Annotated in this window: 22 protein-coding genes; 10 read left to right on the top strand and 12 right to left on the bottom strand. The window is 41.0% G+C overall.

What is annotated here, in order from left to right:
* The first annotated feature begins 27 nt into the window (after positions 1–27).
* Entirely contained in the window at positions 28–987 is a 960-nt protein-coding gene (gene metF, locus C0V77_RS16835) for a methylenetetrahydrofolate reductase [NAD(P)H] (protein WP_101727528.1), read from the top strand.
* 68 nt (positions 988–1,055) lie between these two features.
* Here the strand turns inward: metF and C0V77_RS16830 are convergent, their stop codons facing one another.
* The 5 genes from C0V77_RS16830 to C0V77_RS16810 form a co-directional block, all read right to left on the bottom strand.
* Complete coding sequence (locus C0V77_RS16830) at positions 1,056–2,162, bottom strand: D-TA family PLP-dependent enzyme (RefSeq protein WP_101727527.1); 1,107 nt, start codon at positions 2,160–2,162, stop codon at positions 1,056–1,058.
* Between the two features lie 26 nt (positions 2,163–2,188).
* Complete coding sequence (locus tag C0V77_RS16825; RefSeq protein WP_101727526.1) at positions 2,189–2,578, bottom strand: VOC family protein; 390 nt, start codon at positions 2,576–2,578, stop codon at positions 2,189–2,191.
* Positions 2,579–2,582: 4 nt separating this feature from the next.
* Positions 2,583–3,053 (bottom strand): RidA family protein, encoded by a 471-nt coding sequence (locus C0V77_RS16820; RefSeq protein WP_101727525.1) that lies wholly within the window; start codon positions 3,051–3,053, stop codon positions 2,583–2,585.
* 6 nt (positions 3,054–3,059) lie between these two features.
* Complete coding sequence (locus tag C0V77_RS16815; protein WP_101727524.1) at positions 3,060–4,367, bottom strand: gluconate:H+ symporter; 1,308 nt, start codon at positions 4,365–4,367, stop codon at positions 3,060–3,062.
* A 76-nt stretch (positions 4,368–4,443) separates the two neighbouring features.
* Positions 4,444–5,709 (bottom strand): McrC family protein, encoded by a 1,266-nt coding sequence (locus C0V77_RS16810; RefSeq protein WP_158237971.1) that lies wholly within the window; start codon positions 5,707–5,709, stop codon positions 4,444–4,446.
* Positions 5,710–5,962: 253 nt separating this feature from the next.
* Between C0V77_RS16810 and C0V77_RS16805 the strand changes: the two genes are divergently transcribed.
* Positions 5,963–6,907, top strand: coding sequence for an OapA N-terminal domain-containing protein (locus C0V77_RS16805; protein WP_101727522.1), 945 nt, complete (start codon positions 5,963–5,965; stop codon positions 6,905–6,907).
* Between the two features lie 47 nt (positions 6,908–6,954).
* On the opposite strand, the gene C0V77_RS16800 is transcribed toward C0V77_RS16805, so the two are convergent.
* From C0V77_RS16800 to C0V77_RS16785, 4 genes are all read right to left on the bottom strand, one after another.
* Positions 6,955–8,478 (bottom strand): ATP-binding protein, encoded by a 1,524-nt coding sequence (locus C0V77_RS16800; protein WP_101727521.1) that lies wholly within the window; start codon positions 8,476–8,478, stop codon positions 6,955–6,957.
* Between the two features lie 4 nt (positions 8,479–8,482).
* Positions 8,483–9,622, bottom strand: coding sequence for an FIST signal transduction protein (locus C0V77_RS16795; protein ID WP_101727520.1), 1,140 nt, complete (start codon positions 9,620–9,622; stop codon positions 8,483–8,485).
* Positions 9,623–9,820: 198 nt separating this feature from the next.
* Positions 9,821–10,894, bottom strand: coding sequence for a mevalonate kinase (locus C0V77_RS16790; protein ID WP_101727519.1), 1,074 nt, complete (start codon positions 10,892–10,894; stop codon positions 9,821–9,823).
* 180 nt (positions 10,895–11,074) lie between these two features.
* Positions 11,075–12,283: a sugar MFS transporter gene (locus C0V77_RS16785; protein ID WP_101727518.1), complete on the bottom strand. Its 1,209-nt coding sequence runs from the start codon at positions 12,281–12,283 to the stop codon at positions 11,075–11,077.
* Positions 12,284–12,932: 649 nt separating this feature from the next.
* On the opposite strand from C0V77_RS16785, the gene C0V77_RS16780 reads away from it, so the two are divergent.
* The 4 genes from C0V77_RS16780 (at position 12,933) to C0V77_RS16765 (ending at position 16,550) form a co-directional block, all read left to right on the top strand.
* Positions 12,933–14,081: a Gfo/Idh/MocA family protein gene (locus tag C0V77_RS16780; protein ID WP_229236303.1), complete on the top strand. Its 1,149-nt coding sequence runs from the start codon at positions 12,933–12,935 to the stop codon at positions 14,079–14,081.
* Positions 14,082–14,181: 100 nt separating this feature from the next.
* The gene (locus C0V77_RS16775) at positions 14,182–14,577 is read left to right on the top strand and encodes a four helix bundle protein (protein ID WP_229236302.1); all 396 of its coding nucleotides are present in this window, start codon (positions 14,182–14,184) and stop codon (positions 14,575–14,577) included.
* A 49-nt stretch (positions 14,578–14,626) separates the two neighbouring features.
* Positions 14,627–15,679, top strand: a complete 1,053-nt coding sequence (locus tag C0V77_RS16770; protein WP_101727517.1) for a sugar phosphate isomerase/epimerase — start codon at positions 14,627–14,629, stop codon at positions 15,677–15,679.
* Between the two features lie 166 nt (positions 15,680–15,845).
* Positions 15,846–16,550 carry a DUF1080 domain-containing protein gene (locus C0V77_RS16765; RefSeq protein ID WP_101727516.1) on the top strand — a complete coding sequence of 235 codons (705 nt, stop codon included), beginning with the start codon at positions 15,846–15,848 and terminating at the stop codon, positions 16,548–16,550.
* Between the two features lie 52 nt (positions 16,551–16,602).
* Here the strand turns inward: C0V77_RS16765 and C0V77_RS16760 are convergent, their stop codons facing one another.
* Entirely contained in the window at positions 16,603–16,965 is a 363-nt protein-coding gene (locus C0V77_RS16760; RefSeq protein ID WP_101727515.1) for a DUF4180 domain-containing protein, read from the bottom strand.
* A 313-nt stretch (positions 16,966–17,278) separates the two neighbouring features.
* On the opposite strand from C0V77_RS16760, the gene C0V77_RS16755 reads away from it, so the two are divergent.
* From C0V77_RS16755 to C0V77_RS16745, 3 genes are all read left to right on the top strand, one after another.
* The gene (locus C0V77_RS16755) at positions 17,279–18,292 is read left to right on the top strand and encodes a LacI family DNA-binding transcriptional regulator (protein WP_101727514.1); all 1,014 of its coding nucleotides are present in this window, start codon (positions 17,279–17,281) and stop codon (positions 18,290–18,292) included.
* Positions 18,293–18,381: 89 nt separating this feature from the next.
* The gene (locus tag C0V77_RS16750; RefSeq protein ID WP_101727513.1) at positions 18,382–20,385 is read left to right on the top strand and encodes a M1 family metallopeptidase; all 2,004 of its coding nucleotides are present in this window, start codon (positions 18,382–18,384) and stop codon (positions 20,383–20,385) included.
* A 183-nt stretch (positions 20,386–20,568) separates the two neighbouring features.
* The gene (locus C0V77_RS16745; RefSeq protein WP_101727512.1) at positions 20,569–21,546 is read left to right on the top strand and encodes a ParA family protein; all 978 of its coding nucleotides are present in this window, start codon (positions 20,569–20,571) and stop codon (positions 21,544–21,546) included.
* Between the two features lie 91 nt (positions 21,547–21,637).
* Here C0V77_RS16745 and C0V77_RS16740 read toward each other — a convergent pair whose 3' ends face one another.
* Together C0V77_RS16740 and C0V77_RS16735 are read right to left on the bottom strand one after the other, a co-directional pair.
* Positions 21,638–23,650, bottom strand: coding sequence for a M13 family metallopeptidase (locus C0V77_RS16740; protein ID WP_101727511.1), 2,013 nt, complete (start codon positions 23,648–23,650; stop codon positions 21,638–21,640).
* Positions 23,651–23,783: 133 nt separating this feature from the next.
* On the bottom strand, positions 23,784–24,521 hold the full coding sequence (locus tag C0V77_RS16735) for a hypothetical protein (RefSeq protein ID WP_101727510.1): 738 nt from the start codon (positions 24,519–24,521) through the stop codon (positions 23,784–23,786).
* A 230-nt stretch (positions 24,522–24,751) separates the two neighbouring features.
* Here C0V77_RS16735 and C0V77_RS16730 point away from each other — a divergent pair, with 230 nt between their 5' ends.
* Positions 24,752–26,095: a neutral/alkaline non-lysosomal ceramidase N-terminal domain-containing protein gene (locus C0V77_RS16730; RefSeq protein WP_158237970.1), complete on the top strand. Its 1,344-nt coding sequence runs from the start codon at positions 24,752–24,754 to the stop codon at positions 26,093–26,095.
* The last annotated feature ends 140 nt before the right edge of the window (positions 26,096–26,235 follow it).

Below are 26,235 nucleotides of genomic sequence, written 5' to 3'. Positions count from 1 at the left end.
AAAAGATATATTCTCAAATTAAGAACAATGGCTAAGGTAATAGAACATTTAAACAACGCAACGGACAAACCCGTTTTTTCAATTGAAATCATTCCGCCGGTAAAAGGCAGCAATATTGATGATTTGCTGAAATCAATTGAGCCAATGATGGAACTGAAGCCACCGTTTATTGACGTTACCTACCACAGGGAAGAATATATTTTCAAGCCTCAGCCGGACGGACAACTTAAGGAAATAAAAGTGCGTAAAAGACCCGGCACGGTAGGTATTTGTGCTTCTATTATGCACAAGTTCAACATTGACCCCGTGCCTCATGTATTATGTGGGGGCTTCAGTAAAGATGAAACCGAAGACCTGCTGATAGACCTTAATTACCTGGGCATTGAAAACGTACTGGCATTGAGAGGTGATTTTGCTAAACCATATACCTCATTTATTGCCAAGGAAGATGGCCACTTATATGCCAATGAACTGGTAACACAAATTAAAGACATGAATCAGGGGAAGTACCTGCATGACGAGTCAGAATACCTGAGCGCCAGCAGCTTCTGTATTGGTGTGGCGGCTTACCCCGAAAAACACTTTGAGGCCGAGACGCTGGAACAAGACATTGAAAATCTGAAGCGTAAGATAGCCGCAGGAGCCGACTACGTGGTTACCCAGATGTTTTTTGATAACCAGAAATATTTTGACTTTGTAAATCGTTGCCGTGCAGAAGGTATTACCATACCAATTATACCTGGCTTGAAGGTATTATCTACCAAAAAACAATTAGATGTATTGCCAAAGTTGTTTTTTCTAGATATGCCCGAGGCGTTCAGAAAAGAAATAGCAGCCTGCGAGAACGATAAACAAGCCAAACAAATAGGGATTGAGTGGTGTACCCAACAATGCCGTGAGCTGATGAATTTCGGTGTACCTGCGCTGCACTTTTATACCATGAGCAAATCTGACACAACTTTAGCAGTGGCAAGGCAGATTTTCTGATGTACCACAACAATAAAGAGTGGGCAACATTGAAACGGCTTACTCTTTATTGTTATGTTACGCGGAGTTTAAACAGTTACTTTTCTGCGTCTGCCCAGCACCTGCCAGACATCATTTACCTGCTGGTTTGCCACCACATAGGCTTCATCGTACAGGTTCACTGTCGGGCAAACATGATACGGAACGCCATACAGCACATCACCTACTTTTATAGAATTCCAGTTTTTTACTTTCAGAACGCCGTGTTCTTCGCTCTGGCCTGTGAGTTCGTAATCTGTCAGATTCAGGAATCTGACACGTTTATCAATAGGATTTTCGGCAGATATGGCTTTATGCCCCATATCTATGGTTACAATGCCTTTTTGTGGTTTAGAAATCACCCTTGTAAGCACAAGCGCAGCGTATTCAAAAGGCTGCTCGGTTAATTTATCGCCATAGCCCCAGTCCCACAAAACACAGGTACCCGGGCTGCAAAAGGTTTCGGCACGCAAAGCATGAGAAGTAAAGGCCGGAGTACCACCCGCTATTACCATTGGCTTGGGCAACCCCTTCTCTTCAATGGCCTCCAGAAAGTGTTTTACATCTACAAAACCTGCATCAATTTCATGCTTGCGTTCTTCAAAATCATCTGCCCGAAGGTGACCATCATAAATATGCAAGCCAAGCAGTTTTATGTGGGATTGCGAAGCCAGAAACGTATACAAGTCGAGAATTTTGTCATCCAGCAAATGCCCGGACCTATCCATACCATTGTTCACATCCAGAAATACGTTTGATACCAACCCTGCTTCTTCAAATACTTCATTGTGTTGTTTTGCCACATCTAACGAATCTATTAAAGAAGCAAAAACCACATCAGGATACAAGCGGCTCAACTGTACTAATCGCCCGATTTTAGGGCCAACCAACTGGTGGGCAATAACTACCATTCCGGCACCTGCCATGGCAGTTATTTCTGCTTCGGCAATGGTAGCACATTTAAATTTACTAATACCCTGCGCTATCATCAATTTCACAATCTCGGGCATTTTGTTGGTTTTCACGTGTGTAAACAGCCGGTCGGCATTACCGGCAATGTCGATCATTTTCCGGACATTCTCCTGAACACGCTCTTTATATATCAACAATGAGGGAGAATCCAATTCTCCCTCATTGTTTACTTTGTACCAATCCATAGTTTATTTTTTATTCGCAATTAGTATTATTGCTCGTATATCTCAAGTGGTAAGTCATCGGGGTCGGCAAAGAAAGCAAACTTTTTACCAGTGTGTTCATCAATTCTGATGGGTTCAACCGCAACACCTTTTTGTTCTAAGGCCGCTTTTGCTTCTTCAACACTCGGCACTTCAAAAGCCAGATGTCTTAAACCGCAAGACTCAGGACGAGACGGCCGCGGCGGCGAACTTGGGAACGAGAATAATTCAATTACATAATTATGGCCAATGGCCAAATCAAGTTTGTATGACTGCCGGGCTTCCCGATAAATTTCCTGAACGATTTTCAAGCCTAAAACTTCGGTATAGAAATGCTTCGATACCTTGTAGTCAGAACAGATAATAGCAATGTGATGAACTTTATTGATAGTAAGCATTTTATTAATCTTGATTTAACTCAAAAATGACTTCAATTTCAACGGGAATATTTTCAGGCAATGAGCCCATACCAACTGCCGAGCGTACACCTATGCCGTTTTCAGTGCCCCAAATATCGGCAAACAATTCGCTGCAACCATTAATTACATACGGGTGACTTCCGAAATCGCCGGTACAATTAACCATGCCTAATATTTTCACTACCCTTTTAATTTTATTAAGGCTGCCTAAAGCAGTTTTCAATGTAGCCAGAATGGTAAGCCCTACCTGGCGTGCCGCCAATTTGCCGCCTTCCATGTCTACATCCTCACCAACGCGACCAAAAATAAGGGTGCCGTTTGTTTGAACCGGGCCATGCCCAGACACATATATAAAATTATCAACTATTAAAGCAGGTTTATAAACGCCTTTTGGCGCGGGTGGCGGTGGTAATTCCACATTCAGTCTTGCCAGATTTTCTTCGGGTGTCATCATACTGTTTTATACAAAAAGATTTAAAATTAATACGCCGAGTAAGCCTACTACCGACACGATGGTTTCCATAACCGACCAGGTTTTGATAGTATCTTTTATTGATAAATTGAAGTATTCTTTAAAAAGCCAGAAGCCCCCATCATTGAGATGCGAAAACAGCAAACTTCCCGCACCAATAGAAAGCACCATCAGCTCGGGCTTTACACCTGTCTGGTTCTGAATCAGCGGAGCCAATATACCTACTGCCGTTAACCCGGCTACCGTAGCAGAACCCACACAAAGGCGTAATACGGCCGCGATTGTCCAGCCCAATATCAAAGGGTTAATATCAAAACCTTGTAATTGTGCGCCAATGTAATCGCTGGTACCACTGTCTTTCAGTATCTGTTTCAAAGCGCCAGCACCGGCTATGATGAGTAATATTCCAGCACAGCTTTTAAAAGCTTCTTCCAGTTGCTTACTTACTACTTTTATGCTATGGCCTTGTTTAATACCCAGCAAATACATGGCCAATAATAAGGATAGTAACATACCCACATAAGGCTCAGCTATTAAGAGTACTATCTGGTTGTTGGGGGCAAAGCCTTTAATGAACGACGTTAAGGTCAGTAAGAAAACAGGCATCAGTGCCACTACAAGACTTTCAAACAAACTGGGTTGTTTTTCTTTAGGTACGGGTTTCAGGCTGAATAAAGTGGTATCAATCTCAGGTTTATACTTTTTTAGTGTACGTCCAAAAATCGGTCCGGCTATAGCAATGGCCGGAATAGCCACAATAATACCATAAATAAGGGTCTGCCCTACATTGGCGTTCAATTGAGATGCAATAGCCGCCGGTGAAGGGTGCGGGGGTAGATAACCATGTGCTACTGACAAAGCCGAAAGCATAGGAATACCCACATATAAAATCGGCATCTTGGTTGAAGCCGCTATGGAAAAGATAAGAGGTATTACTATAATAAAACCTGCATTATAGAACAAAGGAATACCGATAATAAACCCTGCCAGTGCCAAACCCCATTGCAGGTACTTTTTACCAAAAATGCTAATAAGTGTATCGGTTATGCGTTGGGCTGCTCCACTCTCTGCCACCAGCTTACCCAGCATGGCACCAAAGCCGATAATCAAAATAAGCTCTCCCAGTGTACCGCCAATACCCGTCTGAATTGCTTTACCTATGGCTGGCACATTCATGCCTGTTGCCAAACCCAGTGAAATAGCTATTAATATAAATGAAATGAAGGTGTCAAGCTTTACGAAAGCTACCAGAACCACAAGAGCAATGATAGCCAGCAAGGTAAGTAAAATAGGCATCGTTCAAATTAGGTTGATTGTTTCATTGCAAGATATTAAAATTCTGGTTTAAAAGCACCTGTGTACCAATAACTTATTATAGCATAAGTTTCCTTACTTCGTCGCTTCCAACATTCATTAAGTTGAAAGGTATTACGTGCAGTACCAGGTCTTCATCGTAGTCAAATACCTCCAGTGGTTCTCTGAAATTTTCGTTGGCCGGGTAAATAAGAAAGAGTTTCCGGGCATTGTATTTTTTACCGTAGGCATACATCTGGTATAAATCGGCCTGCTCTATGCCGTAGTTATGTTTGTTTTTAGAAGCATCAATCAGCTTCCACTTGGTATCAAAAATCATGGCCTCCCCTACTTCGTTTTCTATCACAATATCGGGTATCAGTCTGAACCTCGCATTTTCTTTGTGCTTCATTACCAGATGCTTGCGTCTGTCTTGTAGCTTCACCCGGTAAGTATCCGGAATATATTTACAGAATAAGCTACCGATGTAGTTCTCAAACAGCACTTCCATAGGAAACAACAATGATAGCTGGTTATAATTGCCTGAAAAAGGCAGAAATGACTGCCTTGCTAACAAAACACCTGCCCAATGCAACAAATGCTGGTACCGCTCAAAATGAGGGTTCGGCACATGGCTTTTAATAAAGTCGCGGTGCAGGTTATCTGACAAGTTGATACCTTCAAAAACCGAAAGATTCTGCCAGATTCTTTGTCTGGTAAGGCTACTGAAAGCCATAGCCTTCAAGCGGAACAAGCAGGTTTTCAGGATTCTGTTCTGTGGTATATTATCAACAAAATCATCGTAAGACACATAGAATGTGTGCTGTTTCATCAGGTTTTGCCTCATGTTTTCCGCAATCAGCACTTTACCTTTTATAAACGTTTCGTTGGTTTCTGTTTTTTCATAGTTTCTACCAAGCCCGGTTCGCAAGAGTTTCTCCAGTTCGTCCAGAAAAACCACTGCATAGATTTCAAGCAAAGGCAAATGACTGGCCGCTACGTGTGCTTTTGACAATACCTGATAAGACGGTATCCTTTGGAGCATTTTTAACAATATCTGCCGGGATTCTTTGGTTGAACCGGCCGCGGTTTTCGGAAGAATTTCTATCTGAACAGACTCTGATATGGGTATAAGCCCCACATAGTTTTTCACCCGCAATTGTTCTTTGCCTCGCTGGGCAGCATAAGTAAAAAGGAGATCGTTGGCGCAGGAGAAAACAAAGGATTTTATCTGGAGAAATACCTTATCAGAAACAAAAACCTCAGAAAAGGAATCAACAGGCAAGTGAAAATCACTTGCTTTTCTGATTACCCCAAACTCTGCAATAACAATGGTTTGTGTCACAATTTATCCTTCAAAATGGCCTCTGTGCCACTAATTTACAAAATAGTTGGCAATTTACAGTTAAACTGAATTACTTCGTCGCTTTTTGCTTCTCATATTACATGAAGATTTATAAAAAGAGTTTATAGATAAGTAATCTTTTTTTCACAAAGCCTACTTCGTATATTGACGAAAGTTTTGCTGATGGCTCATCCTGCCAATTAATACAGCTATCGCATCCTCTTTTAAGGTACCCTAAACTCTATAACAATTTATGCAATTACCTAAAAAATACAAGCGCCTTATAATCGCTGTTAGTTTACTTCTTTTAATACTGATATTTCCCCCTATTTACTTGTATGAGTTTTACCCCTATATAACCTCTATCCCTATCGGGATAACTTTAGGATATATGATACCAACTGGTATAAGGCGTATGCTTTACTCTATTAATGAGGATGAAGAAGAGACTTTGCCACCCGAAAGTGATTTTTTTATTGTAATTGTTATACTCTCAGTGATTGGCACAGGTTTACTATTTTCATTCTGGTGTAGGTACAGGATAGACTCTGCCTTTAGAAACACAGGAATTCTCGTAAAAGATGCGATAGTTACAGATGGTAAGAGTATAACTGGTGGTAGAAAACCAAAGTATTATGATTTACAATTATCATATAAACTTAAAAGTGGCACTAAATATCATGCCGTTGTACCTGTTAAATCTGATGTTTTTAATAATGTATATAAAGATCAGACAGTAGACATCTTATATTTACCCTCACACGTAGATATGGTAAGAGTGCTCATAGGCGAAAATGTCAGCAAATATCTGAAAAGACCCAACAGGGACATAAAGCCCACTGACATAGATAGCATCTTTAAATATAACGATACAGAACTTTTAAAATTTCTGGACCGTACCAGCTATAGATGGCAAGCAGAAACTTCTGAAGGGAGCACACTTAACTCCAACCATTTAACTTTAGAGAGTGTGGTAAAGCTCCCAAATATGGTGGTTTATGGCTATGGTGGTTATTTAAACGGAGAACTTTATTTAGCGCCTTTAAAAATAGAAGGGAAATCAAAGTCGGGAGATGATAATTCAACTATATACTTCACCAAAAAATATAAAATTGTTAAGAAAAGTATTATAAATCAGCTTGACACTAAGGAAGATGATATAACAACTATATTTACTTATGAAAAAAGGGTTGAGTAGAGGTAGGTTTTAGATACGGCGCAATGAAATTATAATATAGCGGCAGATTAAATTCTGCCGCTATATTTTGCTATTTTATGATAAAGCTCTTTCGGATTGAACGGCTTCGTTACGTAGTCATTCATACCTACGGAGAAGGCTCTGTCCTGATTATTCATGGTGGCAGATGCCGTCAGGGCTATAATAGGTATCTCGGTTCCTGTTTCTCTTATTTTCTCTGCGGCAGTGTAGCCGTCCATTTCAGGCATCAGAATATCCATCAGAATGAGGTCATACTCATTGTTTCTGAACTTATCAAGCGCTACAAGGCCGTTATCTGCTGTATCGAAAGTAACTTTCCATTTTTCTAGGAATTTAGATGCTACTCTGATATTTACAAAGTAATCGTCAACCAGTAAGAGTTTCACGCCTTCCAGACTTACATCGTTGTCATCATCTGTCAGTGCAGATGTTATCTGCTGCTTAAGGGTAGTACCAATACGAAGGTCAATCGTAAACCAGAATTTGGTTCCTTTACCTACCTCACTTTCCAGATTAATGTCGCTGTTATGCAACTGCACCAGTTTTTTGCTGATTACCAGCCCCAGACCCGTTCCACCGAATTTGCGGGTGGTTTCTGAGTTAGCCTGTGCGAATCGCTCAAAAATCAGTTTCTGTTTATCTGACGGAATACCAATGCCCGTATCTGTTACAGAGAAATAGATGCTTGCTTTTTCTTCGTCTTTTTTTACCACCGAAACCTCAATGGTTACACTACCATTCAAGGTAAACTTTACGGCATTTGACACCAGATTTGTCAATACCTGCCCTATTCTTAACGAATCGCCGATTAAAGTGGCCGGTATATCATCATCCAACATCAGTTTTATTTTGTTGCCTTTTTCTTCAGCCTTTACCTGATTGGCTTTTTTAATGTTTGATACCAGCAGTTTCAAATCAAAAGGCATTTCTTCTAAATCCACCTTACCTGCTTCAATCTTGCTGAAATCGAGAATATCGTTAATGAGCAAGTGTAAATTTTCGGCTGAGAACTGTAAGGTTTTCAGGTTTTCCATTACAGACGGAGTCTGCTCTTCCTGTTGCATCAGGTAGGTGAGCCCGATAATGGCATTCAGGGGAGTTCTGATTTCATGACTCATCATCGACAAAAACTCCGATTTTGCCTGTGTGGCGGTTTCGGCCACTTCTTTGGCATTAATTAATTCGGCCTCAATATGTTTTCTGATATGAATCTGTCTTTGGAGGAGGTCAACCAGCGACGATAAATTATTGTCGTCAATCTTTGATGCGTCGCTTTCAGGGGTTTCAAGCAAATTAATGGCTTCAATCAATTTCTGAACCGATTCTTTTCTTTGAAGAATCTCATTTTTCAGTTTTTGATTAATTTCATAGAACTCTTTCTCGTTGAGCAGTGCCGAGTGTTCTGAAAGTTCTTTATCTCTGTCAAAACCATGATAGGAATCATTAACAGCATTTATGAAATTCTGAAAGGCGGGATTCTTCAGACAATCGTCTGACAAATGTTTTTTTATCTGTTTCGCTAGCAGTCTATGTATATTATCCAACTCCATTCTATTAATTTTCTGAAAAAGTGGTAATGGTCATGGTTTGATTATGCAATTCGCATTGCGCATTGGGTGTCAACGGCGAAATTTCTCCGTAAGAATAAAAGCCCGTGACAACGGTTGTGTCGCCAAAAATATCTCTGGCTGCCTCTACCTCTTCATCAATTCTTTGTCCCAATACCAATTTACGGCCTACGCAACTAATTAAAAGGGCCAATTCAGGTTTGTTACCGATGCTTTTAACTGAAGATTGCGCAGCAGAAGCGGATGCATCAACCAGATGGTCAAAATTGGCCTTCATAAACCTTACCATAGCGCCTTTGGGTAATTCGCCGGCAAATGTCATACTTTTCTTTTCTTCATCTATGGTAAGAATGGTTCTTACAATAGGCTCAGAGTCGGGTTTTACCCGAATCGATAACGGAAACAGCAGTGCTGCACCTGGTAAATCTTTGGCATACTTGCCCAGGTAATCTTTGTACAAGTCAAGAGCTGCGCTCTCTCCAATTTTATATAAGACGTTATATTCAGACTCTGTAACTTCTCTTTCGGGGCCAAATACATCCCAGCCACCTTTTGTTCCATGCCCAACTTTCAGGTCTTTACCATACAGGCCAATGCCTACAATTCTGCCTTCGGTTGGTTTTTCGTTTAATCCCACCAGTGTTTTTTCAAACCTGCCTGCATCTCCGGCCAAGCCTCCTGAAATAGATACGCCCGTATCAACCGCCAGATTCAAGGCTTCAATTAACTTGCTACCGTTTACCTTGCCCCCATCCGAAATCACGATAATTGCGGCCAGGTCATCTTCTTTCAGACACTGTGCAATGGTCTCGCCGGCATTAAAACTCTCGGAATGGTCTGCAATATCAATTTTTACGGTTTTTACCCTGGTTTTTTCAAATTCAATCGCAGTTACAATGATTGTATCATCATGAACACTGTTTTCGTAGATTTCACCTGAAGTTGAATTAATTATTATTTCTGCAGCCGGAAACTCCTGCTGAAGAAAAGAGAAAGCATTATAACTATCTAACAGTATTCTTTCGCCAAATGCAAGAACAAGCCCGGCTTTTTGATTTGAAAAACCTTCATGCTTCAAAATTTCTTTCCAGGTATTATCAACAAACTTTGTCTGACGTATTTTCATTGGTTGTTATGTTCCAGGATAGTTAGGGAAAAACTATATTGAAATTCAATAATTCAAATTTAAAATGGCAAGTTCTGCAGATGAGGTGTACCTTAAAAACAGGCAAGGCAACAATTTGAAAACAAAAATAATTATTAAACGGATATAATAAGAACATTTAGAAGAAAAAAATCACAGGCTTTTATGATTCTTATCATTTCATGAAATATGAACTGTAGTTCCGCGGTCAATTCTAATTATGTAGCTTCTACCGCCTACTGCATTCATAGCGTCTGCCACTTTCTCTGGTTCATGTGGTGCATATACGAACATACATCCGCCACCGCCAGAGCCATTAATCTTACCGCCCAGGGCCCCTGCCGCCAAAGCTGCCGACATCATTGCCTCAATTTTAGGCGTTGAAATCTGCAGTAAGTCTCTTAAAATACCATGATGCTCTATCAGTAATTGCCCGAGTTTCTCGTTGGACATTTCACCCGACTCAAATAATGCCAGCGCTTCTCTTAAAATATCTCTGTTACGCAATGTGCCTCCCAGCAAGGCATACTCATCGTTCGTTAACAGCTTTTTGAGGTCTTCCTGACCGGAGGTATTGAAATCATGCAAAGAAAATGAGGGAAGAGTCTGCCTGATTTTCTGTATGAGTTCTAACCTGGCAAACTTGGCCCGCTTTAAAACACCAATGGTGTCTTTGGGCTCTCGTGAATCGGCCAATACGAAAGTACCCAGATTCGGTTTTAACTCTCTTACAACTACTTTGGGTTCAAACTGAAGGTAAACTGCATTACCTATGGCAGTAGATAACTGATCCATCATACCTCCGGGTTCGTTAAACTCTACAATCTCGGCAATGTAGGCCAGTTCTCCAAGTTCCTGCGATGTAAAATGACGTGGAACATCTGCCATTTTTGACAGGAAATGAATCCAGGTAACCAAAAGTGCCGACGAACTGGAGGTACCCGAATTGATAGGTATATTACCATTTACCGTACACTCTATGCCTTTAGAGAACTTCAGCCCTTTGTCAATCAAAACGTTATAACCACTTCTGAAATAATCTCGTTTTTCCCGATACGGCATTCTGGTTGCAAAAACTTCCATCTGCAATTCAGAGCCGATATCCGGCAGATGTATAATGATTTTGTTATCGCTGCGATGTTGACCTGTCATCTGTACTCTGCGTGAAATTGCAGCGGCAATAACGGGTAGGCCGAGGTAATCCTGATGTTCGCCGAAAAGGCAAATCCTGCCTGGGGTAGAAATAGTTAGCATTGTTAATAGTATTGAAGCATAGGCAACCCTTTGGCGGTTTCGTTACATAAGAGGCAAGAAAACTCAAAGCCGGTTGCTTTATTAGCCAGGTTAAAATTGAATTGGCAGCAAAAATAACAAAAAAGCCTTGCTAAACGAATTAACAAGGCTTTCCTGAAAATATGTTGATTAATGTCTAAATTAAGCAATCTTTTTTCTGTTTTTCATAAAGAAAAACAAACCAATAAATGCAACAATTAGTATAAGTGGGAATAATACCATGGTGCTAAGGGTGGCTTGTCCTGCTGCAAGTTCCAGTGCGTCGCCAGTTAACCCCGTGGCTGCTTTTTCAGCATGCGCTTCATCAATCCAACGACCAATGATTGGCTGGAAAATCGAACTTGAAAACATACCTACACCACCAATAATTGACATTCCCAATGCCCCGCTGGCCGGAATTTTGTCTGCTACAAAACCCACCATATTTGGCCAGAAATAAGCAATACCACAGGCATAAACTATAGCTGCAAAATAAAGAACATCGCCCGTTAATGAACTATACATGTATAACCCGATGGCTGCCAAAACTGCTGATATTAATAATACACCTGTCTGGTCAATTTTATGAATAATTGGCCCGGCAAAGAATCTTGCCACTGCCATGGTACCGGTAGTTAAGGCTAAAAGTACCATAGGGTTTGCACCGCTGCTACCTAAAATCAGGTCAATCCACTGTTGTGGACCAAACTCAGAGATTGACGTTAAGGCCATACAAAGAAACATGAAAATGAAAAGCGGACTGGCCATGGCCTTCAGGTTTTCTTTTATAGATGCAGCCTCCTGAACTTTTGGCTTAGGAAACATCTGACCCCAAAACAATACAACATAGATAACAGTTGGAACCAAAATAACACAAATCTGTGTCTGCCAGTTAAAGCCTGCAATTGTCATGAAATAAGATATTAAGGAACCAATAACGATACCACCAGGGAACCACATGTGGAAACGGTTAAGCATGGTACTCATCTTATTTCCTTCATAAGCATCGGCAATCATCGGGTTACAAGCGGCCTCAGTACAGCCATTGCCCAAACCAATAAAAAGTGTTGAAATCAATAACACTGTGTAGCTGCCTCCTGAAAAAATAGTAAGCAAAATACCTAATGTGTGTGAAAGAAAAGCAAACTGCATAATTTTTTTACCCCCTATTGAGTTGTAGATTAGCCCTCCTACAATCATTGAGATGGGGAAGCCCAGAAACCACATTTGGTTTATGGTACCAAGTTGCTCTGCAGTAAAGCCATATTCTGCCCCTAATTGTTTAAGAATACCTGCACGAATACTGAATGAAAAAGCTGTAGTAATCAAGGCGAAACAGCTCCCTAGAAATAAACGCGACTGATTAACCATAAGAGTTTGTAGTTTTTTAGGGTTTAATAAATTTTTATGAGCGTAAAAGTAGCTTTTTTTGCATTGTTTCAAAAGAAAATGATATTAATAATTGTAATCTTTACAATTATAGGGCAATTTGAAACGTAATTCTAAGCAAATGAAATTCGCATTTATGCCGAATAATATTCTGTTTAATAAGACTAGATAAAATTCAGACAAACTGCTAATAAACCAGATAATTAACAATATTGTAATTATGCGATGAACTGACCATTTCTGCCTACGATTAATGGAATATCCATCATAATAGCCATTTTTTTCTGCTAATTGAGGCTTGTTTTCTTTAAAAACAGCCGAAAATCAAAGAAATAAAAAGAAATCTTAATTGTAAAATCAGATTAAACGCTTTTATTTTACACCATGATAATTATTTCAGATTTTTAAGAAAATTTTGGCCTTTAATGAGGCTGTAAATCGTTTTTAATACTAAAACAAATTTAACTGAAGCAAAAAAATTAAATTCTGATACAATAAAATCACTTTGTCACAATTTGAGACAATAATAATCAATTTTTTAATTCCGAAATCGTTTTTCCAAATTAACTTACAGAAAAATGATGATTTATATAATGGTTTCATTTAAAATTTCAACCCACTAGTTTACAATATGCAACGAAAAATCCGAATGGGAATGGTTGGTGGTGGTCGTGGTGCGTTTATTGGTGCCGTTCACCGCACTGCTGCAGCCATTGATGGCGAAATTGAATTAGTATGCGGGGCATTCAGCTCTACAGCAGAGAAATCAAAGGCGTCAGGAGAAGACCTGATGCTAGCACCTGAAAGATGCTATGGCGATTTCAAAGAAATGATTCAGAAAGAGAAACGCCGCAAAGACCGCATGGATGCTGTGTCTATCGTTACTCCTAACCACATGCACTTTGCACCTGCAAAAATGGCCCTTGAGAACGGGTTTCATGTTATTTGCGACAAACCTGTAACATTTACACTACCGGAAGCAAAAAAACTGAAAGACATTATTGAAAAAACCGGATTGACATTTGCGCTTACGCACAACTACACCGGGTACCCCATGGTAAAACAGGCACGCCATTTGGTTCAAAGTGGTGCACTGGGTAAAATCCGTAAGGTAGTAGTGGAATATCCGCAGGGATGGCTGGCTTTTCTGGAAGAAAAACGCGGATACAAACAGGCTGAATGGCGCACAGACCCTAAGCGTTCGGGTATTGCCGGAGCCGTAGGAGATATAGGAACCCACGCTGAAAATCTTGCAGAGTATATTACAGGTTTGAAAATTACCGAAATGTGTGCCGATGTAAGCACATTTGTGGATGGCCGCCTGCTTGATGACGATGCCAACGTGTTGCTACACTTTGAGGGCGGAGCCAAAGGATTATTGCATTGCAGTCAGATAGCTAACGGCGACGAGAACAACCTGAACATCAGAGTTTACGGTGAACTTGGCAGCGTAACCTGGTTTCAGCAAGAACCTAATAGCTTGATTCATAAATCGCAGGAGTTCCAAAAGATTTACCGCCCTTCTGTAGGCAATCTTTGCCCGGAGGCTAAGGCCAATATTCGCCTTCCATCGGGCCATCCGGAAGGATACCTCGAAGCTTTTGCCAATATCTACCGCAATTTTGCCCGTACAGTTCGCAAAAGAATGAACGGAGAAACGCCAACCGAAATCGAACTGGATTTCCCGACAATCGATGATGGTATCAGGGGTATGCAATTCGTAGAAACGGTTATCGCCTCAGGCAAAAGCAACTCTAAGTGGGTGAAGTTTAAGGGATAAAATTTAATTTAGTGAGTTAGTGAATGAGTGTTTTAGTGATTAACCATTGGTTTAATTAATTAAAATTGAAAACCTGGCATTTCTTAACTTATATAATTGAATGAGTTTTTTTCTTGAAGAGGCTCAGGCGGCATATTTGCCCAAAGAAGAATTTGCAGAATTAATGATGAAGCGAATTAAATCTTTTGCAATCAGAAGCATTAAGGTTTCTGAGTCTCTTCCGGCTAAAATAGAAGCTAATGTTTTCAAAACTCAGTTAGTGAGGTCTGCTTCATCTGCGGCGGCAAATTATAGAGCTGTCAGAAGAGCAAGAAGCCGGAATGAGTTTTTTTCAAAAGTATCTATAGTTATTGAAGAATTAGACGAGTCTTTATTTTGGCTGGAAATGATTATTGATGTAGGTTTTCAAACCTTAGAAAGATTACAGGAATTAATCAAAGAAGGTTATGAGCTATTATCTATTCTAGCAAAAGCCAGAAAAAGCACAAAACAATAATCACTCAATCACTAACTCACACAATCACTCAATATAAAAAAATATAATTATGAAAACCATCAAAGGACCAGCCATATTTTTAGCGCAGTTCATGGGCGATGAAGCCCCTTTTAACTCATTAGATACCATTGCCGACTACATGGCAGGCTTAGGCTACAAAGGTATTCAGTTACCAACCTGGGATAGCCGCGTGATTGACCTGCAAAAAGCAGCGGAGTCACAAACGTATGCCGACGAACTAAAAGGCAAACTGGCCGATAAAGGTCTTGCCATTACGGAATTATCAACCCACTTACAAGGCCAATTAATAGCGTCTCACCCAGCGTATAACGCTATGTATGATGCGTTTGCCCCTGCCTCTGTGCATGGAAACGAAAAAGCGCGCCGCAAATGGGCAGAACAACAATTACTTTGGGCAGCTAAGGCATCGCAGAATCTTGGGCTGACATCGCACGTTGGTTTCTCAGGTGCTTTGGCATGGCCATTTCTTTACCCATGGCCGCAACGCCCTGCCGGCTTGATTGAAACGGCTTTTAAAGAACTGGCACGCCGCTGGAAACCAATCCTGAATGCTTTTGACGAAAACGGAGTGGATTATTGCTACGAGCTTCACCCGGGAGAAGACCTTTTTGATGGTTCAACTTTCGAAATGTTTGTTGATTATCTGAAAGGCCATAAACGCGCTTGTATCAATTATGACCCAAGCCATTTTGTATTACAACAACTGGATTACCTGGCATTTATTGATTTATATCACGACCGCATCAAGGCATTCCATGTAAAAGATGCTGAGTTCAATCCATCGGGTCGCCAGGGCGTTTATAGCGGTTATGCCGGGTGGGCAGACCGCGCCGGTCGTTTCCGCTCTTTGGGCGATGGCCAGGTAGATTTTTCCAGCATTTTCAGCAAGTTGTCACAATACAATTACGACAGCTGGGCTGTACTTGAATGGGAATGCTGCATTAAATCGTCAGAGCAGGGTGCCGCAGAAGGCGCACCTTTCATCGCCAGCCATATCATTCAGGTGGCCACCCGCGCCTTTGATGATTTTGCCGCTACCGGAGCCGACGAGAAAGTAAACCGTAAGGCATTAGGTATTTAATAGCATTTAAAATCTCATGCCGGGGGTGCTTTGCGCCCTCGGTATTGTTTTTGAAAACAGAATTTTTGCTAATAAAAGCTTAATGAAGAATATTATTATCTCATTTGGTTTGCACCTGTTTTATTATGTACTTTTGAAGCAAAATCAACCTTAAGCGAATATTTAAATGAAAAAAATTAAATTGGGTGGCATTGCCCTGATGACACTATTGATGGCTTGCGCAACTACCTCTTTTGCGCAGAAAAAAGGAAAATGGGTATCTATTTTTAATGGAAAAGATTTTACCGGCTGGCACGCTTTTAACAAAACCGAGCCTGTTTCAGACAAATGGAAAATAGAAGACGGCGCCATGGTATTAACAGCCAAAGGCGGCGGAGACATGGTAACTGATAAAGAATATGAAAGCTTTGAGCTGGAATTAGAGTGGAAAATAGCCGAAGGCGGCAACAGCGGTATAATGTGGGGTGTGGTAGAAGACAAAAAATACTGCTGCCCTTATGTAACCGGCCCTGAAATGCAGGTATTGGACGACCAACGCCACTCTGATGCCAAAGCCGGTAAAAACGGTAATCATAAGGCTGGTTCGTTGTATGATTTAATACCTCCGTCTACATTTGAGGCAGTAAAACCTGCTGGCGAATGGAACGTGGCTAAAATGAGAATTGACCGCAAAGCCAATAAAGGCACTTTCTGGCTGAATGGCAAACAAACCGTTGAATTTGATTTGTCGGGCCCGGCTTGGGATAGCATGGTTGCTAACAGCAAGTTTAAATCGTGGGAAGGCTTTGGTAAATTTGCCAAAGGTAAAATTGCTATCCAGGACCACGGCGATAAAGTGTGGTACAAAAACATTAAAATAAAAGAGCTATAAGCCATTAACCGGCCAGCTTTTAAAAGCCTGTATCTACACAGATGTAGGCTTTTTATTTCTTCACCAGTTTCTCTATTGCCTCTTCCACACTGCTCACAAAATTTACCCTTCCGCCTTTATTACTTTCATACATAAAATCTGTCAGGCTTTTGCTTTTGTACTGGCTGTAGTGGCCCACTATTGCAAGCGGCATATTGTAGTTAGAAAACTTCTGTAGTATTTCGCCTGCAAGTTTTGTCTTCAAATCAAAAAAATCAGGGGTAATGTTCTTTGCATGTAAAATCATCTTATCGGCGCCCGCATAACCGGCATTGGCCAATGCATCTAGGGCATCCTGCACATTGTTAATTACAACCCCTTCTGCTTTTAACTCCGCTACTGATACGTGGTTAATCTGGTTTATTTCTATATTCATGGTAAAAACTGATAAAAAATTACTTCTCAAAGTTACATATTCAGCTGTAAAAAATAGGGTCGAAAAGCAAAAACCGGATTTAAAAATATTCCTCTGCGCGTTTAAAACCCACAAATTTCACTTCAAAACCTTGAACAGAGATTCATCAATCAAAAATCGGGTTTCCACCTTTTAAAGATTCATGTATTTATTTTCTCCGGTTTTCAGAACTTATTACGTAAACCTGCTATATCAAAAGCAGCAGGTAAAAGGTGAAAAACCTGAAAATATCCGATAATTGTTTTATTTTTGAGAATAATTTATATCACCACCCTTGAAAAAAAGAAAGTCAATTTACGACGTAGCACAAGAGCTACAGGTCTCTGTTACAACGCTCTCGTTTGTTCTGAACGGTAAAGGTCAGGAAAAACGTATCAGCAAAGAAGTTATCCGGAAAATCGAGACCTATATTAAAGAAATTGGCTATCAACCTAATCATTTAGGCCGCAGCCTGAGTACCGGTAAAAGCCGTACTATAGGCATGATAGTGGGCGACATCGACAACCCCTTCTTCTCTGAAGTAGCTAGTGGCATAGAAAAAATAGCACTAAAAGCCGGATATACTCTCATTGTAGCCAGCTCAAACAACGAACTGAACCAGATGAAATCGGTTATTAAACTGCTGCACGACCGCAACGTAGATGGCTTTATTATCTCTCCCATTGCAGGTATTGAAGAAGTAATTGAAGACCTGCGCAAAGAAGGCAAACCCCTCATTATTTACAACTGCCATTTCCCCGAAATCAATACATTTAACATAGTAGTTGATAACAAAACCGGGGCTTATGAAGCTACCCGACATTTATATGAAAACGGGTTCAGAAACATTGGCTTTATAACACTTGATTTATACAGCCAGGTAGAGCGTATAGACGGGTACCAGCAATTTATTGAGTCGGTAGATTTAAAACCGCATTTACTCAAATTGCCGTATGAGCTTAATTACGAAGAAATTACCAATAAAATATCTCAGTTTCTGTTGGCCAATGAAGCGTTGGACTCAGTATTTTTCAGTACCAATTTCCTTACGTTGGGCGGCCTGAAAGCCATCAATAAACTGGGCGGCAAATATGCACAACTGGGGCTGGTGAGTTTTGATGACCACCTGCTGTATGATGTGCTTACCCCCGCCATAACAGCCGTGAGCCAGCCTGTCAAGCAAATTGCTTCTTCTATCATTAATCACCTTCTGGAAATGCTCAATGCCCCTGCCGACACCGCTATAGAGGCAAAGACCATCGTTTTTCCGGTAGAATTGAAAGTGAGGGCATCTTCTTTTAAAAGGTGAGGCGCTAAACCGGCCAACCCGTTGCCTTTACACCAAATATTACTAAATTAGCAATCTATATTAGCAAACTCTTAACAGCCTCTCTAATTATGATTGCCCGAATTACCCTCATTACACTACTGATAGCCCAAACCTTGGTATCAGCGCAACAAACACCCCCTCCCGTCTACACAAACACTGAAACTTCTAAGCGGACAATCAGGCTTGGTGTTCCTATGACCAACTCTATCCGGAAGGCATTTGCTGCCGGTACCCGTGATTTCTCAGGTAAGCCCGGCCCTAATTACTGGCAACTGGAAACTGACTTTACCATTCATGCAAGCCTCGACCCTGCCACCCAAACCATAACCGGTTCGGAGAAAATTACAGTGCATAATAACAGCAAGGATGATTTGAAAACGATTGTGCTTCGCCTTGACCATAACCTTTTCCGTCCCGAAATTCAGCGCGGGGCATCTGTACCAGCTGAATCAACAGAAGGTATGATTGTAACCAGCCTGAAAGTTGACGGACAAACCGTAGACCTGACACCTCCCCCGCCGATGGGTCGTGGAGGTAGTATGGCAAGTGGTAAATTGCAGGTATATGGCCTTAAGCAGACTATAGCTACTATCACCCTTGCTAATCCTGTAAAAGCCGGAGCCACCGCCGTGCTGGATATTGACTGGCACACCAAACTGCCGGGTGGGTCGCAGGGATTAGGTCACCGCATGACCCAGCGTTTTGATAGCAAGTTGTTTCAACCTACGCAGTGGTTCCCTCGTCTGGCTAAATATGATGACCTACGCGGTTGGGAAACCAGCCCTTATCTCGGGCCTGCAGAGTTCTATAATAATTTTGGAAAATATGATGTGTACATAACCGTACCCGGCGGCTGGATTGTGAGTGGCACGGGCGTACTGCAAAACCCGAACGAGGTGTTGACCCCAACCGCCAGACAACGACTGGCAACGGTGCTTAACTCAAACGATGAAGTAACCATTGTGAGCGAGACTGAAACAGGCTCCGGAAAAGCCACAGCAGCGGGCGACAAACTTACCTGGCATTTTGCTGCCGACAAGGTGAATGACTTTGCCTGGGCAACCGCCGAAAACTTTGTATGGAGAGCCACACGCGCCAACATACCGGGCAAAGGCCCCATTCCAATCCACATGGTTTACCTGCCTGAAAGAGCCAAATTGTTTGAAAAAGCGGGTGTGATTACCCGCCATGCCTTGGAGTTCTATTCAAAACTATGGGCACCTTATCCGTTTCCTCAGATGACCTTGCAGGACGGCCCGAGTGCAGGTATGGAATACCCGATGGTTATTAACTCAAACCAAGGTGCGGCTGACCATGAAACCGGACACCAATGGTGGCCGATGGTGGTGGGCAACAATGAAACCCGCTACGGCTGGATGGACGAGGGCTTTAACCAGTATATGAACATACTATCTAATGCTGATATGGCCGGAAGACCTTACAAATTGGACGGATTGGGACAAAGCTATGGCCGGGTAACGGGCGATGAAAGCGAAGCCCCTCTGATGTGGAGCGCCAATGATGCGGGCAGCGGTTACCGCTTCCAGACGTATGGTAAAACGCCTTTGATGTTATCTATGTTGGGTGGCATTGTGGGAGACACCGCCGTAATGAACGCCATGAAAAAATATACCACTACCTGGAGCTACAAGCACCCGTCTCCGTGGGATTATATCTTCTTTATGAACAATGAGTTGAAACAGGATTTGAACTGGTTCTGGTACTACTGGCTATGGACAACCGAAACCGTTGAAAGCTCGATACAAGAGGTAAAAACTGCTAACGGCAAAACAACTGTTACGGTGCATCAGGCGGGGCAAATGCCGTCTCCTGTAGTGCTGAAAGTAGAGTTTGAAGCAGAAGGCCCGGCCATTAAAGCCATGCCTAACGCCAAAATGATTGATGCCACCACTGCCGAAGTTACCTGGCCTGCCTCAGTATGGTTTAACGGCAACCGTACATACAATGCCGTTATGGACTTTGGCAAGCGCAAAATCAAGAAAATAACTTTTGACCCTCACGGCCGTTTCCCGGACTCAACCGCATCTGACAACGTTTGGCCGAAGGAGTAGTCTTTATATTTATTATTTTATGCAGCCCTGAGACTTTGGTTTTGGGGCTGTTTTTGTTTTAGAGGTGCCGGATAATAACTATTTCTTGTCAAGTCAAAGGTTTTAAATTATTATTGCGAAACTCTATGAGAGTGATTAATGTTTATCATAACGAATATACAATTTTAATAATCTTGAAATAATTTGAAAACAATAGCATTTTTTAATAATAAAGGAGGAGTTGGTAAAACAACATTCACTTATCATTTAGGATATTCATTAGAAACATTAGGTAAACGAGTTTTATTTGTAGATCTAGATCCCCAATGCAACTTGACTGCACATATATTTGATGACAATGAAATTAATCAATCTTGGGGGCCGGGTGGAAATAGTATTCATAAAGCTGTGGAACCAATTATTTCTGGAGCAGGAGATTTTAAAACCATTCCTCCACATAAAGTATCCAATAGAAATATATGGGTATTTATGGGCGATTTATTGTTAACCGATTTTGATGGAGAATTGTCAAGCGCTTGGACGCAAATATTAGCTGGGCAAGAAAGAGGTTTTAGAGTCACTTCGGCGATATATCGATTGATAAATGAATTTGCCACAAAAAATAATATTGACTACGTCTTGATTGACCTAGGTCCAAATTTAGGTTCATTAAATAGAGCCATACTTCTTGGTTGCGACAACTTTATAGTACCTATGATACCAGATTTATTTTCTCTTAGAGGTTCTCAAAATCTAGGAAGAGTTTTCGCAGATTGGATTAAAAATTATGAATTAGCAAAAGCAAGAATTGGTTCTGTACCGTTTAACATACAAAATGGTAAACCAATATTCTCCGGATATGTTCTACAGCAATTTAACGTTTATAGAAATAGGAAAACAAAAGCATACGCACACTGGGGTTCACAAATACCACATTACGTTCAACAATATGTTGTTAATCCATTAGTTGCAATTGACCCTAACTTAGCACTTAATTTGCAAAATTTCCAAGTTGCAGAGTTTAAGAATTATCACACTCTTCTTCCAATGGCTCAAGAATCTTTAAAACCAATTTTTGAACTAACTAGCCAAGATGGTGTTGTCGGTGGTCACTTCCAATATGTTGATGATTGTAAGGCAGAATTTCGACAAATTGGAAAAAAAATAATTACACTAATATAAAAATCACAATAATTCAATAGTTCTATTGAACCAACCAAAAAAGACCGTAACCACCAGCGCAGTTACGGTCTTTTTATTCTCTCCCCATCCCCTACCAAACAGTAATGCGTTCGCTTTCGGGTTTGTACATTTTGTCGCCGGGTTGTACGTTAAATGCTTTATAGAAAGGTGTAAAGTTCATCAATGGGCCGTTCACGCGCCATTTGGCCGGTGAGTGAGGGTTGGTGTTTACGTAGGTGCGCATATAGGCGTCTTTGGTTTTTACACGCCATATTCTGGCAATAGAAATAAAGAATCGCTGCTCAGGCGTAAACCCGTCTATTTTTTCACCACGCTTGTATTGCTCTGTCATTTTAAAGGCATCAAAAGCAATGGCTATTCCGGCAATGTCTGCCGTGTTTTCACCTACTGTCAGGGCGCCTTTTATATGTACCGAATCTAATACGGTATATTGGTTATACTGGTCTATTACCTGCTGGGTTCTGGCTTTAAACTTCTTGAAATCATCGGCTTTCCACCAGTTTTTCACATTACCTACTTTATCAAATTGCGCGCCCTGATCATCAAATGAATGGGTAATCTCATGACCAATCACCATGCCTATGCCACCGTAATTAAGGGCATCATCGGCATTCAAATCAAAGTATGGTGGTTGCAGAATACCTGCCGGAAACACAATTTCATTCAGCGGAGGGTTGTTGTAGGCCGTCACTGTCGGCGGAGTAGTGCCCCATTCGGTGCGGTCAACAGGTTTGCCCACTTTGGCTATTGAATAATTAAAATCGTTCTGACTGGTAGCCAGACGGTTTTCAAAGTAAGTAGCCCTGTTGATTTTTACAGAAGAGTAGTCTCTCCATTTATCCGGATAACCAATTTTCTCACTAAATGCATATAGTTTTTCTTTGGCCTTGGCTTTGGTAGAATCGCTCATCCAGTCCAGTTGGGTAATGCGGTTTTCAAAAGCCGTTTTCAGGTTATCTACCAACACACGCATACGTTTTTTGGCTTCTTCAGGGAAATACTTTTTTACATACAATTGTGCCAAGCCATGCCCAAGCGAGCGGTCAACAGCCTCTGTAATCTCTTCTCCGCGAGGCTTTTGCGTAGCCTGCCCCGACAACTTCTTCGAATATTCAAAAGATGCCTTTGAGAAAGGCTCACTCAGAAAATCCGCATAGGCCGTCAATGTTCTGGCTTTCAGGTAAGCTTTCCAGTCGTCTATTGACACAGAAGTCAACAATGCATTCAGGCGGTCATAGTAAGCCGGTTGCTGCACATTTAATGAGTCTATCTTCACACCCAATCCACTGAAATAAGTCGACCAGCCAATATTTGGTTGTTTTTTGGCGATATCTGCCACGGCCAGTTTGTTGTAATTGGCCTGCACGTTTCTACGCTCAATATTAGTTTTGTGCGATGCCGCCAGTTCTTTCTCAATGCCATATACGGCAGTAGCCATTTTAGCAGCAGCCGACGCCTCCGTGCCAGATAGCGTGAACAAGGTAGTTAGGTAGGCAATATAAGCCTTCTGGATGCCAATGGTTGAAGAATCGGTTCTGAAATAATAATCTCTTTCAGGTAAGCCGATACCGGTTTGTGCTAAATTGACAATGTTGATAGCGCTATTCTTGATGTCAGGCCCTACACGGAACCCGATAATAGAATAGTTGTTAAACTTTTGCTGTTCAACTACAAATTTCATCACCGAAGCCACATCTTTTATGCCGTCAATGCGTTTCAGAATAGGCTTTAGTGGCTCATACCCTCTTTTGTTGATAGTGGCGACGTCCATACCCGAGGCATAAAAATCACCTACTTTCTGTTCGATACTTCCTGCCGCATTTTTAGCAGCAGAAACACTGTCGAGAATGCCCTGCATACGGATACGCTGTGGAAAATTGAGGAACGAATAAGACCCCACCCCCGATTGCGTAGACGGAATCTCAACAGAATTATACCATTTGCCGTTGACATACATAAAGAAATCGTCGCCGGGTTTTACGGAAGGGTCAATGTCGGTAATATGTACTTTCTGTGCCAGCGAGGGCTGTAAATACCCCAAAGCCACCGCTAGGACTAAAGATAAAGAGAAGCGTTTTTTCATGTCTTATTTCAGGATGTTGAATAAAGATGTTTTATGATGGGAAAGTACGAAAAATGTTTTTGGAAGCAAAAAGTGAAATTACATTTTAGTGGTAGTTTTGATTTAAAAGCTGAATCGATTGATTAAACATAAATCATATTAAATCTTTTTTTTGAAGGCTATTTTTATAATTCAAGTATTTCTTTGCTGAAAAAAGCCTTCTTAACTCTTCGTTTGACAATTTTAAATAATTATCATGGCAGTAACAGCTTTCTTTTTTACATTCTTGTAATTTAAACTTGTCGTAATAACCTTTTTCAACTAAAAGATTTCTTAATATTTGCCTCATATTTTTAAAAATCTCAGAATTTTCAAAAATGTGAGGTCTATCTATATAAGCATAATCTAAGTAATCAAATAAAATCGATTGATTAGTATTACGGATAGTTACCATCATTTTCTGTTGTTCATATTTCTCCCATTTAACTCTTAATTCAGAAACATTTTGAAAGTATTTCAAATTATCAGAAAGATTAGGGGTATTTATCCAATACCAAGGGTTATTTTTTGTAATCCAAATTTCATAATCTTCTTTTAACAGAAATTCTATATTAAAGCAAAATAATACAGGTCCATAAAAATTTTGTCTTGGAAATTTTCCGTGAAGGTTAGTAGTATCCAAAAAAATATCGTCCCACACTCCAACCACTTTATCATCATTATCAGATGTTTGAGGAGTTTGATAAAATCCTTTTTTTTCAACCAACCCCCTTGATAAAAGCCCTCTTTGCTCTAAATAAGTCATTGTAGTTGAAACAGTATTAGCATGATATAAAAAAGTAATACCTTTTTCCCTAAAGAATTCATATAGTTCTTTGTTATTTAATCTCATTTTTAGTCAATTTTTTTTATGCATAACTACAAAAAATCCCAATAAATAATTCATTTGTACTTCTGATTTTTTCTAAACTATTTTGTTTTTTCTTAGAATTTCCAATATGTTTAAACTAAAACTAAGAGAAAGAATTGCGGAGGAACATGGGCACAAATAAAGTATTACGATCATGCTCATAATAAGTTACTTAAATTTACCCCAGGCAAATAACAAAACCCAAACCCCTTTTGAAAAAACTCATTAAAATACTCACCTGGTTTATTGTTGTGTTGGCAGTATTGGCTGTTAGCGTGTTCACTTTCAATGATAACCGCCCCCTAGAAGAGACCGACTATTATGCAACAACCAAAAAGAAGCTCAACGCACTCAAAATTGATGGCGGGTACGGGACAACCCTGAAAGGCGGGTGGAGTAAAGAAAATATTACGGCAAATGCTGAAACCTATATTGCAGGCTATGGCCTGCGCGACAGTCCGGCGTCGGCGGTGCATGATAGTATTTATGTGCGGTCTATTGTTTTAGACAACGGCCAACAAAAGGTAGCCATGATTACCATGGACCTCCTGATTGCGCCTCCGTTGGTGGCAGCACAGGTTATCTCTTCACTCGGTAAACTTGGTTTTGGCAGGGGGAATATTTATTTTGGGGCTACACATACCCACAGTAGTGCAGGTGGCTGGGCAGGTGGCCCCGGAGGCCGGGCAATGGCCGGACCAAAGAATGAGCAGATGATAAAAACCATTGCTGATGCAATAGTAAGAAGTGTAAAAAAGGCCGAAGCCAGTGCTTCTGAATGTAAAATCGGCTTTCAGAAATTCAACGCCGGTAACTATGTAAGTAACCGTTTGTTCGGAGAGACGGCCACCGAAGACCCCTGGCTGCGTGTGATGAAAATAGAAAAGGCCACTAAAGAATCGGCTTTGGTGCTTACGTATGCTGCCCATGCGACGGATATTCCGAAAGATGATAACCGGATAAGTGCCGACTACCCGGGTATGCTGGTTACCAGCCTTGAGCAATCGGGTGTATGCAATTTTGCTGCTTTTTTTGCCGGGGCAGTAGGCAGCATGAACCCCACAGATAATGGTGTGGAATCGTACCAAAAAGCTGAAATGATTGCATCTAATCTCGCCAATCTTGTTAAAGCTGGAACAAGCACGTTAAAAACAGATACTACCTCCCTTATACGAAGCGTTTATTTCCCACTGGCCTTGCGCGACCCTCAGTTGCGATTAAGCAAGCATATCCGTCTCCGCCCTTGGGTATTTAATTGGCTGATGGGAGAACAACAAGTAGGCATCAATGCCTTACGAATCGGCGATATGGTCTGGATAGGCACTCCCTGCGATTACTCAGGGATGCTATACAGCCCGTCAGACTTGGCAGCACAACAACTAGGCAAAGACTTGATAATTACCTCATTTAACGGCGGATACGTGGGCTATATAACCCCCGACGAGTATTACAACGAACCCAAAGCCGAAACTCAGGAAATGAACTGGTTCGGGCCGTATAATGGCCGGTATTTCAGAGAGGTGATAGATGGATTGGTGGCGGAGGTGGGGAGGTGAAATAAAAATCAAACCTACTATTTGTTTTTTAAATTCGCCAAAGAGGGAAACCTTATGAGAGATAAGTAATTAAATATCAGCGTATTACATAAAAAAACAACCCCGAAAACTGCCAATTTCTTGGAATTTCGGGGTTTTTG

Origin of the sequence: Emticicia sp. TH156, assembly GCF_002855535.1 — a bacterium.
Lineage (GTDB): Bacteria > Bacteroidota > Bacteroidia > Cytophagales > Spirosomataceae > Emticicia > Emticicia fluvialis.
Note: the sequence above shows the minus strand (reverse complement) of the source record. Positions and strands in the feature narration are given on the sequence as shown.

Excerpts from the sequence above, each read along its gene's own strand:
- metF (WP_101727528.1), top strand. The coding sequence starts at position 28 with ATGGCTAAGGTAATAGAACATTTAAACAACGCAACGGACAAACCCGTT.
- C0V77_RS16830 (WP_101727527.1), bottom strand. The coding sequence starts at position 2,162 with ATGGATTGGTACAAAGTAAACAATGAGGGAGAATTGGATTCTCCCTCA.
- C0V77_RS16825 (WP_101727526.1), bottom strand. The coding sequence starts at position 2,578 with ATGCTTACTATCAATAAAGTTCATCACATTGCTATTATCTGTTCTGAC.
- C0V77_RS16820 (WP_101727525.1), bottom strand. The coding sequence starts at position 3,053 with ATGATGACACCCGAAGAAAATCTGGCAAGACTGAATGTGGAATTACCA.
- C0V77_RS16815 (WP_101727524.1), bottom strand. The coding sequence starts at position 4,367 with ATGCCTATTTTACTTACCTTGCTGGCTATCATTGCTCTTGTGGTTCTG.
- C0V77_RS16805 (WP_101727522.1), top strand. The coding sequence starts at position 5,963 with ATGCAATTACCTAAAAAATACAAGCGCCTTATAATCGCTGTTAGTTTA.
- C0V77_RS16800 (WP_101727521.1), bottom strand. The coding sequence starts at position 8,478 with ATGGAGTTGGATAATATACATAGACTGCTAGCGAAACAGATAAAAAAA.
- C0V77_RS16795 (WP_101727520.1), bottom strand. The coding sequence starts at position 9,622 with ATGAAAATACGTCAGACAAAGTTTGTTGATAATACCTGGAAAGAAATT.
- C0V77_RS16790 (WP_101727519.1), bottom strand. The coding sequence starts at position 10,894 with ATGCTAACTATTTCTACCCCAGGCAGGATTTGCCTTTTCGGCGAACAT.
- C0V77_RS16785 (WP_101727518.1), bottom strand. The coding sequence starts at position 12,283 with ATGGTTAATCAGTCGCGTTTATTTCTAGGGAGCTGTTTCGCCTTGATT.
- C0V77_RS16780 (WP_229236303.1), top strand. The coding sequence starts at position 12,933 with ATGCAACGAAAAATCCGAATGGGAATGGTTGGTGGTGGTCGTGGTGCG.
- C0V77_RS16775 (WP_229236302.1), top strand. The coding sequence starts at position 14,182 with ATGAGTTTTTTTCTTGAAGAGGCTCAGGCGGCATATTTGCCCAAAGAA.
- C0V77_RS16770 (WP_101727517.1), top strand. The coding sequence starts at position 14,627 with ATGAAAACCATCAAAGGACCAGCCATATTTTTAGCGCAGTTCATGGGC.
- C0V77_RS16765 (WP_101727516.1), top strand. The coding sequence starts at position 15,846 with ATGAAAAAAATTAAATTGGGTGGCATTGCCCTGATGACACTATTGATG.
- C0V77_RS16760 (WP_101727515.1), bottom strand. The coding sequence starts at position 16,965 with ATGAATATAGAAATAAACCAGATTAACCACGTATCAGTAGCGGAGTTA.
- C0V77_RS16750 (WP_101727513.1), top strand. The coding sequence starts at position 18,382 with ATGATTGCCCGAATTACCCTCATTACACTACTGATAGCCCAAACCTTG.
- C0V77_RS16740 (WP_101727511.1), bottom strand. The coding sequence starts at position 23,650 with ATGAAAAAACGCTTCTCTTTATCTTTAGTCCTAGCGGTGGCTTTGGGG.
- C0V77_RS16735 (WP_101727510.1), bottom strand. The coding sequence starts at position 24,521 with ATGAGATTAAATAACAAAGAACTATATGAATTCTTTAGGGAAAAAGGT.